This window comes from Kitasatospora sp. NPDC048722 (assembly GCF_040650235.1).
Classification (GTDB): Bacteria; Actinomycetota; Actinomycetes; order Streptomycetales; family Streptomycetaceae; genus Kitasatospora.
Genome location: NZ_JBEZGX010000055.1, coordinates 45,963 through 57,832 on the forward strand (window position 1 = coordinate 45,963; position 11,870 = coordinate 57,832).

Genomic DNA, 11,870 nt, shown 5'->3' on the forward strand with positions numbered 1-11,870 from the left:
CGGTCCGGGAGGGCCGTGGCGAGGGGGTGGGGGTGTCAGCCGTGCGTCACGCACTTGTTGGCGCTGTTCGACCACAGGCCCTGGAGGTCGAAGGTGCCGGTGCTCAGCGTCACGTACGCGTCGAGCTGGACGCACGCGTCGCCGATCTCGCCGCCGCCGCCGTTCCAGCCGATGCTGGGCCAGAAGTCGGTGACGGTCTCGGCGTACTCGTGGGTCTCGGTGGACTCGATGCCCGAGAGCAGGCGGCCGTCGGTGAAGGTCGTGCAGGCGCCCGCGCCGTTGTCCGGGATGTACGGCAGGTTGGTGTAGGCGAGCTTGCCGTACGACGTGGAGGTGAAGTCGTGCCAGGCGCAGAAGCCGGAGTTGGGGAAGCCGTCCGGGTGCGTTCCGGTGGGGGAGAGCACGACGTACTGGGCGTTGAGGTTCGGCGCCTGGGTGGTGTTGCCGAAGTGCGCGGCGGCCTTGCCGGCCTCGGCGGCGATCTGCGCGGCCGTCGCGCTGGCCGGCGCGGCGGCGGACTTGTCGAACCAGACCCCGGCCAACGGCGAGGTGGTCGGGTGGTTGACGTGGATGCCCTTGGTGCCGCAGGTCACCGTGCCCTTGGGGACGCCCTCGCAGTACTGGTCGAGGATGGTGCCCCAGGTGTCCTTGGCGCCGTAGAGGCCCTTGAACATGTTCTGCATGTCGGTCGCCACCCCGGCGGGGTCGGACGACCACTGGGTGCCCCAGAAGACCAGGTAGACCTTGGGCGTGGGGGAGACCACGCCCTGGCTCGCGCTGGACCCGACCGACAGGGTGTCGGACGCGGCCGTGACCGCGCGCGGCGAGGCGGCCGCGGCGGGGTCGAGCGGTTTGAGGCCGAAGTGGGCGGCGGCGGTGGCGGGTTGCGCCGCCTGGGCGCCGGTGGCCAGCGAAGTGGTCCCGAAGGCCGCCAGGGCCAGCGCCGCGAGGGTGTGGGCGGCGGCCTTGAAGGTTGTGCGCATGCGTCTGCTCCCGGATGTCAGGGTGTGGGGGGAGGGGCGAACTGCCTGCGTGTGGAAGGGCGTTCGGATGGAGCCCCGACACCTCACCAGTTCGGGCGGCGTCCGTCCAGACGTGCGGATGCGGCGACGCCAAGGCTTTGCCGTGCCTATGCCAAACTCTCGTGCGGTTCTAGCCGTCGGGCGGGTTTGGACGGCGCTCGGGCGGGCCGCCCGCGCTGCACGACCGGTGACGGTCGGTCATCTCCGGGCGGGGCAGCCGTCGTCCCGCCGCCCGGGGATCGTACGATCAAGCAATGTCTGACATCACGGAAACCACGCCGGGCTGGCTCGCGCCCGAGGAGCTCGAAACGACCCGGGCGCAGATGCCGATCCTGTACGTCGAGGCCGTGCCGGTGCGGGTCGACGAGTCCGGGGAGGTCACGCAGATCGGGCTGCTGCTGCGGATCGGGCCGGACGGGACGGTCAGCCGCACACTGGTGTCCGGGCGCGTGCTGCACCACGAGCGGATCCGCGACGCGCTGCTGCGGCACCTGGAGAAGGACCTCGGACCGGTGGCGCTGCCGCGGATCCCGGCCTCGCTGCAGCCGTTCACCGTCGCCGAGTACTTCCCGACGCTCGGCATCACCGAGTTCCACGACCCCCGCCAGCACGCCGTTTCGCTCGCCTACATCGTTCCCGTCTCCGGTGACTGCCGGCCGCGGCAGGACGCGCTCGACCTGGTCTGGTTCAGCCCGGCGGAGGCCGCGTCGCCGCTGGTGCAGCAGGACATGCCGGGCGGTCAGGGGGTGCTGCTCAAGCGGGCGCTGGCGCACGTCGGTTGCCTGGCCTGACGGCGGAACCGAGCTTTCCGCGGGTGGAACGCGCTGCCGGGCTCGTGAGGCAGGCGGAGCCGGGGCATCAGGACCAGACGCGGGGCAGGGCCTGCCGGCCGGACTCGACCGGCAGGACCGGTTCGGTCGGCTCCTGGACGTCGGCGGTCCGGTCGACCCGGGCACCCGGGGGTCGACCAAGTCGCCGTCCGCGTACCGCCGGTGGGCGTCCGGATCGGACCGGAGCGTCACGACGAGGTGGCGTTCGGGGGGCGGGCGACCGTGCCCGCGAGCATGCCACCGGCCGCGGCCGGCGCCGGGCCGCAGGTCGAGCGCAGGGCGGCGAGGAAGTGCTCCGCGCGGCCGGGGTGGAGGTGGCAGTCGGCGACGCGCAGGGCGGTGCCGCGGGCGACCTCCATGAAGGCGGTGCAGGCCTCCTCGTCGGCCCAGACGCCGAGCACGTGCGCCCCTTCGCCGCCGGGCTCCCAGCCCCCGACCTGCCCGACCGGCCCCGGCTGGTCCGCGATCGCCGTCCACCGACACTGCGCTTTTGCGAAGTCCGCCCGTCCGCCGGGCAGTACGCGGCAGTTGATCCACTTGATCCACACGGCGCCGTCATCGGCGTTCGGGCCGGACCGGCGCCAGCCTCCGGGGGGCCGGGCCGACACGGAATCACGTTCCGTAGAAAGGACGTTGACAGAGCGTCCGGAAAGCGGTTCAGTGCGTCCTCGGCGATCTGCGTGAGGAGTGGACGTGAGTGCGGTCGGTGCGGGGCCGGAGGCGCCGCGGCAGCAGCCGGTGGCGATGGCGTACGAACAGGTCGGCTTCAACGGGGCGTTCGCGGCCGCGCTGACCCGAGTGGTGGGCTCGATGCCCGCGCTGTACGTGACGCTGGCGATCGTCGGCGGATGGATGGCGCTCGCGACGTGGGGGCCGCTGCACACCCTCGACCCGTACCCGTTCGCGTTCCTGCTGTTCCTCGACAACGTCGTCCAACTGGTGCTCTGCCTGGTGATCCTGGTCGGCCAGCGGGTGCTCGGCATGGCGGCGGACCGGCGGGCGGTGCAGACCTACGAGAGTGCCGAGGCGATCTTCGAGCGGGTCGCCGACCTCCAGGCGCACCTGGACCGCCACGACCTCGCGCTCGGGCGCGGCGTCAGCCTGCTGGAGACCAGCCGCCACCCCTGGATCGAGCGCCACCGCGTGCAGCACCCGCCGCAGGCGATCGACCAGGCGACCACGGTCAACGGGCGGATCGCCGCGTGGCTGACCGGACGGCTGGGCAGCATGTGGGCGTTCTACGTCGCCGCGGGCACCCAGGTGGTGTGGATCGGGATGGCCGAGTCCGGCCTCCAGGACTTCGATCCCTACCCGTTCGCCTTCATGAGCTTCCTGTCCACCCTCGCCCAGCTGGTCTTCATGATCGTCATCATGGTCGGACAGGACGTCATCGGCCGGGCCGGCGACCGCCGCGCCGAGCAGACGCTGCTGGACGCCGAGGCCGTCCTGCACGAGTGCCGCCGGATGAAGGCGCGCCTGGAGGCGCAGGACCGCGTCATCGACAGCCTCGCCGACTACACCAGCGCCCAGGTCACCAAGCACCTGGCACGGGCCATCCACCAGAGCCGCCTGGAGGCCGCCGTCGAGGACGGCCGGGAGCCCGGCAGCCGACCGGGCCTGCTGCCCTGGGACGAACTGCCGGAGGAGCTCCGGCAGGCCAACCGCCGCCAGGCGCGGCGGCTCGGCGACCGGCTGGCCGCCGTCGGCTGCCTGATGGTGCCGACCTCCGAGCACCCGCCGGGCGCCGACGGCCCGCCGCCCGTCGACTTCACCGAGGCGGAGGCGGAGGTCCTCGCCCGGCTGGAGCACGAGCACGGGCTGAGCGCGCCCGCCGTCCTCGGCCCGGGCGCGCTGCCGGGCCAGCGGGACGGCCGGGGGGACGGCCGGTGGGACGGCCGGTGGGACGGCCGGGACGCGGAGCAGGTGCCGTGGGCGGAGCTGTCCCCGAACACCCGGGCGCGGACGGTCGCGTCGGTGCGCCGCCTGCCCGCCGTCCTCGCCGACGTCGGCTTCCAGGTGCTGCGCACCGGTCACGGCGCCGTCGGGCCGGGCGAGTCGGACTTCACGCCCGAGGAGTGGGCGACGCTGGGCCGGTCCCTGATGGCCTCCGGCGTGCTGGTGGCGCTCGCCGAGGGCGTCGCCGACGCGGAGGAGATCATCGCGCTGGTCAAGCTGCTGCGCGAGGCCGGCGTGACCCACCCGCGCCGCTTCGTGCGGGAGCTGGCCGCGTCGTCGACCTTCGACACCGGGCTCCGGCCCGCGACGCGCTACGCCGACTACGAGCGGCCCGCGCTGGCGGTGATCCACGAGGCGACCGGGATCGTCGCGAGGGTCGCCCCCGAGGAGGTCGACGGGTTCCGGGAGTTCCTGCTGGAGATCGCCGCGGTCGTCGCCGACGCCAACAGCGAGGGCGGCTTCTTCGGCCTCGGCGCGCGGCCCCGGGTCCCCACCGAGGTGCGGGCGATGGAGGCCGTGCGTGCGGCCACCGAACTCGACCGGCCGCAGCCGCCGGTGTCGCTGGTGCGGCGGAAACGGAAGTCCTAAGCCCGCGTCGGCACCTTGACCTGGTTGAACGCGTAGTAGACGGCCAGCAGTCCGTGGACGGCGAGGGCCGCGGGGGCGGACAGGAACGCCAGGCCGACGGTGAGCGGGTAGACGACCACGCCCACCTCGAACCGCCACCGGGCGGCCCGGGCCGCCGCGATGTCGACGCTCTCGTCGAAGCAGTGGCCGATGCGCGTCGCGTGGTTCCAGAACAGCGAGAACAGCACGGCGTGCCCGACCATCACCCCGCCGTACACGGCTGCGGCGACGTTCGCGGCCGAGCCGTTGCGCAGGTTCTGCGCGACCAGTGCGGTCGGGAACGGCAGCGCCGAGACCAGCATGAGCAGGAGCAGGTTGACGAACACCAGCGTGCGGTCCACCCGGGCCAGGTGCACGAACAGCGTGTGGTGGTTGACCCAGATGACGCCGATCACCAGGAAGCTCACCGCGTACGCGAAGTAGGACGGCCACTGCGCGCCGAGCGCCCGCCACAGCTCGGCCGCGTCGTCGCCCTGCGGGACCTTGATCTCCAGGATCAGCAGCGTGATCGCGATCGCGAACACCCCGTCGCTGAACGCCTCGACCCGGCCCGTGTCCGTCGTCGCCACCGGCCGCGCCGGCCCCACCGTCTCCACCGGGCGAGGATCCCAGCCGGACGCCGACACCCGGCGGCGCAACGCCGTGGCGCCCGGCGCGATGCGGCGGAGCGAGGTGCACGCTCTTCGTACCTTTTCCCGCTCTGCATACTTTTCCGGTGGCGGTGGTCACGGTGAGTCACATCTGATAGAGATCGCACACCCGACCACGGTGCGTGCGCCCGACCGCGCCCCGCACCACAGGAGGACGAGCCATGCACCTGGAGATCACCCCGATCGACGCGTTGCGCCGAGCGGCCGGCCGCCCCCTCGGCGGCCCCGCCCTGCACTACGAGGAATCCGCGATCGGCTATCCGGAGCTGCTGGACCGCGCGGGCCGCCTCGCCGAGGTGCTCGCCGCGGGCGGGGTGACGGCCGGGCGGCAGGTCGCCTACCTCGGGCTCAACAGCCCGACGCTGCTCACCACCTACCTGGCCTGCGGCTGGCTGGGCGCCGTCTTCGTCCCGCTGGACCACCGGCTCGGCGCGGTGGAGACCGGGGAGGTGCTGCGGGACTGCGAGGCGCACACCGTGGTCGCCGAGCCGGGGCACGCGCCACTGGTCGACCCCGCGCCGGGAACGCGCCTGCTGCTCATCGACGACGACCCCGCCGCACCCCCGACGGGCGCGCCCGGCCCGCACTGGACGCCGCTCGCCGCCGCGCTCGCCGCCGCCCCGCAGCCGCCGCGCGAACCGGCGCCGCTGGACGCCGACGACCTCGCCGTCCTGCTCCACACCTCGGGCACCACGGGCCGTCCGAAGGCCGTCCGGATCACCCACGGCAACATCTGGTGGAGCGGTGCCAACGTCGACGCGGCGATGGTCACGCGCGAGGAGGACGTCAACCTGGTCGTCACCCCGCTGTCCCGCGTCGGCGGGCTCGCCGGCTTCACCCTGCGCAGCCTCGGCCACGGCGGCACCACCGTCGTCCGGCGCCGCTTCGACCCGGAGCGGACCCTGCGCGACCTCGTCGAGCTGAGGGTCAACACGTTCTTCGCCGCGCCGTCGGTGTTCGCGGCCCTCGCCCGCCTGCCCGGCTTCGCCGACGCCGACCTGTCCGCGCTTCGGGGCGCCGTCGTGGCGGGCGCCCCGGTGCCCGCGCGGCTGGTGCTCGACTACGCGGCGCGCGGGGTGATGCTGCAACAGGCGTGGGGGCTCACGGAGACGGCGTCCTTCGCTTCGTACCTGCCGCCGGAGCTCACCGTCGCGAAGGCGGGCTCGGCGGGCCGCCCGATGCCGTTCACCCGGCTGCGGATCGTCGACCCGGACTCGGGCACGGACGTGTCGGGGCCGGACGAGCCAGGCGAGGTGTGGGTGAGCGGGAAGCACGTCTCGCCGGGCTACTGGCGCGGCGAGGCGGCGTTGCGGGACGGCGACGGCTGGTTCCGCACCGGGGACCTCGGCCGGCTGGACGCCGACGGCTGCCTGTACCTGGTCGACCGGCTGGCGAACGCGCTCGTCCGGGACGGCAGGACCGTCCACCCGGCCGAGGTCGAGCGCGCGCTCACCGGCTGCCCCGGCCTGCGGGAGCTCGCCGCCGTCGGCGCGCCGCACGACGGACGGGGCGAGGCCGTCGCCCTGGTGGCCGTGGCGGAGCCGGGGAGCGCCCCGACGCTCGACGCGGTGCGGGAGTTCGGCGCCGGGCGCCTCGCGCCGCACGCGCTCCCGGTCCGGCTGCACCTCGTCGACGCGATCCCGCGCACCGGCGCCGGGACGGCGGACCCGGCCGCCCTGCGGCGGCTGCTGGCGGCCGCGCCCCGGGCCGTCCCGCGACGGGCGGTTCGGGACGGCCTCCCGGACCTCGTCGCCGGCGCGCACGTGATCCTGGAGCAGGTGCCGCAGGAGTTCCACGCGGCAGCCGAGTCGGCAGGCTTCGCCCCGCTCGTGGTGTCCGCGCGGACGCCGGATGCCCTGGCGGCGCAGGCCGGGCGGCTGGCCGATGCGCTGGACGGCGGCGTGCGCCCGCAGGACGCGGCGCTGTCGGTGCTCGCCGGACGGGCCCTGTTCGAGCACCGGGCCGTCGTGGCGGCGGCCGACGCGGACGCCGTCCGCGCGGCGCTGCGGGCGCTGGCCGAGGGCGGCGCGGCGCCCGGTCTCGTCACCGGCGTCGTGGCCCCGGGTCGCCCGGACGGCGGCCTGGTCTTCGTCTTCCCCGGTCAGGGTAGCCAATGGGCGGGCATGGGACGGGAGTTGTGGCACGACGAGCCGGTGTTCGCGGAGCGCATGGCGCAGTGCGGGCGGGCGCTGGCCCCGCACGTGGACTGGTCGCTCGTGGACGTCGTGCACGGTGTCGGCGGCGCCCCGCCGGTGGAGCGCGTGGACGTCGCCCAGCCGTTGACGTTCGCGGTGATGGTCTCGCTCGCAGCGCTGTGGGAGGCGTACGGCGTCCGCCCGGCGGCCGTACTGGGCCACTCGCAGGGCGAGATCGCGGCGGCCTGCGTCGCGGGCGCGCTGTCGCTGGAGGACGCCGCCCGGACGGTCGCGCTGCGCAGCCGCGCCATCGCCGACCGGTTGGCCGGCCGGGGCGGCATGGTGTCCGTGCCGCTGCCCGAAGGCCGGGTACGGGACTGGATCCGCGCGTGCGGGGACGGCGTCGAGATCGGCGCGGTCAACGGGCCGGAGCGCACCGTGGTGGGCGGGGAGAGCGCGGCGCTCGGCGCCTTCCACGCCGAGCTGGTGGGGCGCGGCATCGACGTGCGGATGGTCCCGGTCGACTACGCGTCGCACACCGCGCAGGTGGCGGGGGTCGAGCGCGACCTCTTCCGACTCCTCGGCGAAGTGCGGGCGTTGACGCCGACGGTGCCGTGGTTCTCGACCGTCGACGGGGCGTGGGTGGCCGGTCCGGTCGACGCCGGGTACTGGTACCGCAACCTGCGCGAACCGGTGCTGCTCGACCCGGCCGTGCGCGCGCTGGCGGCCCAGGGGCTCACCGGGTTCGTGGAGGTCAGCGCGCACCCGGTGATGACGACGGCGATCGGGGCGACGCTGGCCGACGCGGGCGTGGCCGCCGGGATGTCCGTGGTGTGCGGCACGTTGGCGCGCGGCGAGGGCGGCCGGGAGCGGTTCGCCCGCTCGCTCGCGGAGGCGTTCGTCCGGGGCGTCCCGGTGGACTGGACGCCGATGCTCCCGCCCGGCGCACGGCGGGTCGACCTGCCGACGTACCCGTTCCGGCGGCTGCGGTGCCGGCCGGCGGAGTCCGTCGAGTAGCGTGCCCGCCGGGCTTCACTTGCGTGGGCAGGGCCCCGTCGTGGTGCCCGTCCGGCCGTCGACCAGCCGTAGGTGGTCGTGCTCGCCGCAGCCGTCGAGCAGGAGCACCCGGTCGCCGAGCGGGACGGGCGGTGCGGCCCGCGAGCCGCGCCGCCAGAGCACCCGGCCGCCCCGGACGGCGACGACGGCCCACGCCGCGCGGTGGATGAGCAGCGCGTAGAGCAGTCCGGGGGCCGGCACGAGGTGGGCGTGGAAGTTCCGGCGCTCGCGCCGCGGGACCTTCAGCGGCCAGCGGAGCCCCGTGAGCCACGGGGGCCGGCCGAGGCCGCCGAGCCGGGCCGAGACGATCCGTTCCCCGCGGATCGTGGCCGGGTCGTCGTGCGTCCCGTCCAGCCGGACGGTCGTGTAGATCCTGCGGTTCGCTTCGACGAGCTGAGGCTCCGAGGCGCGCAGGGGGCGCCTGGGCGAGAGGAAGGTCCGCACCCGTCCGTCCCCGAGCGGCCGGAGGTGTGCCACCCGGCGCTCGTCGACCTGGGCCCAGACCGCCGAGGGCACCCCGCCGTCCGTCCCGGCGCCGTGCCAGTGGGTGGAGCGGTACTCCGTGGTGAGGGAGCCGAGCGCGGTGCCGGTGGCGGGGTCGAACCACTGCACGGTGTCCCTGCGCGGGTGCGCGGTGAAGACGACCGGCCCGGGCAGGTGATCGGCGGTGACGAGGTGCAGACGGGCCGGGTAGCGGTTCATGGTGGTGCGCCACAGCCGTGTGCCGCTGCGGGCGTCGTAGGCGCGGGTGTAGTGCCGCCGTTGGGTCCCGACGGTGACGATCACCCGGCCCTGGGTCAGCAGGACGCTCCCGAAGTCCACGTGGTCGTGCCGCCACAGGCGGTGGCCGTCCACGAGGTCGACGGCGGTGACGTGGCGCGGCGCGTCGGGGTGGCTCTGCCAGAGGATGAGCGTGCGGTCGTCCGCGAGGTAGCCGGAGAGCGGGGCGGCGTCCCGGACCCAGGCGAGCGCGCCGTCCGTCCGGCGGAGGCAGGTGAGGGCGATCGGCTCGGTGCCGTGCGGGCTCGGGTTGCGGCTCGGCACGACGACGTGCTGCCCGGTCGGGGTGAAGGCCGTCGCGAGCCGGAACCCGATCCCGACGAGCGGGTGCGGGCTCCGCCAGAGCATCCCGCCGTCGCGGGCGTCGAACGCGGTCATCCGCCCGTCGAACGGGACGAGCACCTGCCCGTCGGCGACGGCGATCGGGCCGAGGCTGTCCTTGGGCGCGGTGACGGTCCACAGCCCTGACGCCGCGTCGTGGTCGACGGACAGCGGGACGGCATCGTTGATCATCGGCTTCCCCCCGGAACGCCTCGAACCTGACGGTCACGTATCGGCCCGGTCCTCCCCCCGGTCGTCGGCGCCCCCGGCCGGGCGGTCGGTAGCCGGCCCGGCCGGCCGGACCGTTCGGGTGCGGGCACGGCTCAGCCCCCGTTGTAGTCGGTGGCCGCGAGGACGGTGAGGCGGGTGCGGTCGGGAGAGAGGGTCGCGAGGCCGAGGTCCCACAGGTCGCAGTTGAACCAGTCCGTCCAGGCCCGGAAGCCGTACCAGGCGCAGGTGGCGACCCGCCGTTCGACCTCGGCGGCCGTCGCGTCGCCGGGGGCGCCGGCCAGGGCGGCCAGGGACCGCCAGGCGGCGAGCCGGCCGTGCGCGCCGTACCACCACGTGTCCTCGCCGCCGCCGCCGGTGGAGGCCGCGGCGAAGAGCTGGCGCCACGCCTCCGCGGGGGTGGTCGCGACGACGGCGAGGTTCCGGGCGCCGGTCAGGCCGTCGAGGCAGTCCAGCGGGAGCGAGGCCAGCATCGGGTGGAGGGCGTCGGCGTCGACGGGGGCGTCGGTGACGTGGATCCCGGCCTCGACCCGGCCGTTATGGCGCCCGTCCCAGCGGTCGACGGCGGTGGTCAGGGCGAAGTCGAGGTCGTTGGCGCGCACCGCCGGGACGGGCGCGGGGTCGTTCGGCAGCTCGCGCCCCTCGGGCAGGCCGTACGCGATGCCGTTCCCTCCGCCGCCCAGCCAGTAGCGGGTCAGCCGCGGCGTGCCCTCCAGCGGGGAGAGCGACCAGGGCAGCCAGGCGAGCGGATGGCCCTGCCAGAACGGCGAGTTGGCCGCCCAGTGGGCGGCCTCCGGCGGGGGCGTGGCGCGGCGGAGCACCAACTCGTGGACGAGGCAGGCCCGCAGCTCGTCGGGGGCGTCCCCGTGCGCGGCCTCGCCCGGCACGAAGACCTGGGCGAGGTCGCGCGGGGACTGGTTGGCGGCGAGCACGGCGGCGGCCCTGCGCTCGGGCTGCTTGGTGGGCGACAGGTCGGCGAAGCCCAGCCGGAGGGCGTGGGCGATGGCGTCGCGACGGTGGGTGGTGGCGAGCCTCCACAGGAGCAGGGAGAAGAGGTAGTGGTGCTCGGTGCCCTTCTCGCCCGCGCCGTAGCGCGCGTGGACCGCCGCGGCGAGCTCCGCGACGAAGTCCGCGTCGCCGAGCCGGAGGTGCTCGTCGGCGAGGTCGAGGACGCCCCCGATGATGACGTTGCCGGCGAGGCCGTCGACCAGCTGTTCGATCGTGTTCCGCACGCGGGCGAGCGTACCGCCCCGGTGGGAGCGGTCGGGCGGGGGTCTGACCCAGGAGCGGGGGTCGCCACGATCTTGGCCAGTGACCGATGACTGGCTGTCAGTAGGCTGGGTCAGTGACCAAGGAGCAGGCCCCCGCCTCCGCCCGCACCAGGCCCGCCCCGGCCACCCTGCGGCACGCCGACGCGACGATCGCGGCCCTGCTCGACTGCGGCTTCGACGAGCGCTTCGAGTTCGGCCTCGAGCGGCTCCTCGGCCTCGAGCGGCTCCTCGGCCTCGGCCTCTGCGGCGAGGGGTGCTGACGTGCGGATCGAGATCGTCACCGTCCTGGACGGCGGCCGGGTCGACTTCCGCTGCGGCCTCGGCCGGGCCTACGGCCAGTGGGCCGGGCCAACGCTGCCCGGTCCCGGCCAACTCCTCGACGTCGAACTGGACGTGGAGGAGCCGATCGCCGCCTGGGCGAGGGCCATCGCCGGACCGGGAGCGATCACCGGAACCCCGGCGAGCGGGGCCGTGCTCACCGGGACCGTCCTCGGGGCGGGCGACGCGGACGACCCCGTCGTCGACCTCCGGCTCGGCGACGACATCGTCCTTCTGGAGCCGCCGGTGGACGGCTGGGACGTGTCGCCCGGCGACGTCGTGGCGGTACGGGTCGCGTCGCTCCGGCTGTACCCGTACGAGCTGTAGCCCGCGGGCCTGCGGCTGACGCGTTGAGTCCCACGGCCCGGCGGGACGTATGGGTCAGTGGCGGGGCGGGTGCGGCGGGGAAGCGGGAAGGTGAGTCCGGTGATCAGCTCGGAGGCGGTGGAGTTCCGCGTCGGGGATCGTGTGTGGGTGTACCGGGACTCGGAGTTCGGTGCGGTCGAGGGGGCCGTGGTCGTCGACGTCCGGCCGGACGGGCGGCTGCGGGTGGAGTACACCGACGGGCACCGCACCGCCCTCCGGTACGGGCGCGTCGAGCTGCGGGCGCCGGCCGTCGGGAGTCGAAGCGGCTCGTCCCCTTCGTCTACTGAGCCCCGCCCCTGTGAGCTACGAC

At 75.0% G+C, this 11,870-nt stretch carries 11 protein-coding genes; 6 read left to right on the forward strand and 5 right to left on the reverse strand.

Annotation, left to right across the window (positions count from 1 at the left end; genetic code table 11):
* Positions 1 to 35: 35 nt before the first annotated feature.
* The gene (locus tag AB0C76_RS31825) at positions 36 to 983 is read right to left on the reverse strand and encodes a hypothetical protein (protein WP_359972238.1); all 948 of its coding nucleotides are present in this window, start codon (positions 981 to 983) and stop codon (positions 36 to 38) included.
* A 302-nt stretch (positions 984 to 1,285) separates the two neighbouring features.
* On the opposite strand from AB0C76_RS31825, the gene AB0C76_RS31830 reads away from it, so the two are divergent.
* Positions 1,286 to 1,813 carry an NUDIX hydrolase family protein gene (locus tag AB0C76_RS31830; RefSeq protein ID WP_359972261.1) on the forward strand — a complete coding sequence of 176 codons (528 nt, stop codon included), beginning with the start codon at positions 1,286 to 1,288 and terminating at the stop codon, positions 1,811 to 1,813.
* A gap of 227 nt (positions 1,814 to 2,040) precedes the next feature.
* Here the strand turns inward: AB0C76_RS31830 and AB0C76_RS31835 are convergent, their stop codons facing one another.
* Positions 2,041 to 2,400: a DUF4937 domain-containing protein gene (locus tag AB0C76_RS31835; RefSeq protein WP_359972239.1), complete on the reverse strand. Its 360-nt coding sequence runs from the start codon at positions 2,398 to 2,400 to the stop codon at positions 2,041 to 2,043.
* A 145-nt stretch (positions 2,401 to 2,545) separates the two neighbouring features.
* Between AB0C76_RS31835 and AB0C76_RS31840 the strand changes: the two genes are divergently transcribed.
* Positions 2,546 to 4,396 carry a DUF1003 domain-containing protein gene (locus tag AB0C76_RS31840; protein ID WP_359972241.1) on the forward strand — a complete coding sequence of 617 codons (1,851 nt, stop codon included), beginning with the start codon at positions 2,546 to 2,548 and terminating at the stop codon, positions 4,394 to 4,396.
* Here AB0C76_RS31840 and AB0C76_RS31845 read toward each other — a convergent pair.
* The gene (locus AB0C76_RS31845) at positions 4,393 to 5,031 is read right to left on the reverse strand and encodes a TMEM175 family protein (protein ID WP_359972243.1); all 639 of its coding nucleotides are present in this window, start codon (positions 5,029 to 5,031) and stop codon (positions 4,393 to 4,395) included. The genes AB0C76_RS31840 and AB0C76_RS31845 overlap by 4 nt on opposite strands.
* Positions 5,032 to 5,246: 215 nt before the next feature.
* Between AB0C76_RS31845 and AB0C76_RS31850 the strand changes: the two genes are divergently transcribed.
* Positions 5,247 to 8,237 carry an acyltransferase domain-containing protein gene (locus AB0C76_RS31850; RefSeq protein ID WP_359972244.1) on the forward strand — a complete coding sequence of 997 codons (2,991 nt, stop codon included), beginning with the start codon at positions 5,247 to 5,249 and terminating at the stop codon, positions 8,235 to 8,237.
* 15 nt (positions 8,238 to 8,252) lie between these two features.
* On the opposite strand, the gene AB0C76_RS31855 is transcribed toward AB0C76_RS31850, so the two are convergent.
* On the reverse strand, positions 8,253 to 9,569 hold the full coding sequence (locus AB0C76_RS31855; RefSeq protein WP_359972246.1) for a PQQ-binding-like beta-propeller repeat protein: 1,317 nt from the start codon (positions 9,567 to 9,569) through the stop codon (positions 8,253 to 8,255).
* A gap of 131 nt (positions 9,570 to 9,700) precedes the next feature.
* The gene (locus AB0C76_RS31860) at positions 9,701 to 10,837 is read right to left on the reverse strand and encodes a DUF6183 family protein (RefSeq protein WP_359972248.1); all 1,137 of its coding nucleotides are present in this window, start codon (positions 10,835 to 10,837) and stop codon (positions 9,701 to 9,703) included.
* 113 nt (positions 10,838 to 10,950) lie between these two features.
* Here AB0C76_RS31860 and AB0C76_RS31865 point away from each other — a divergent pair, with 113 nt between their 5' ends.
* The 3 genes from AB0C76_RS31865 to AB0C76_RS31875 form a co-directional block, all read left to right on the forward strand.
* Entirely contained in the window at positions 10,951 to 11,136 is a 186-nt protein-coding gene (locus AB0C76_RS31865; protein ID WP_359972250.1) for a hypothetical protein, read from the forward strand.
* Between the two features lies 1 nt (position 11,137).
* Positions 11,138 to 11,521, forward strand: a complete 384-nt coding sequence (locus AB0C76_RS31870) for a hypothetical protein (protein ID WP_359972252.1) — start codon at positions 11,138 to 11,140, stop codon at positions 11,519 to 11,521.
* A 99-nt stretch (positions 11,522 to 11,620) separates the two neighbouring features.
* The coding region (locus AB0C76_RS31875) for a hypothetical protein (RefSeq protein WP_359972253.1) at positions 11,621 to 11,870 on the forward strand (250 nt) is incomplete at its 3' end.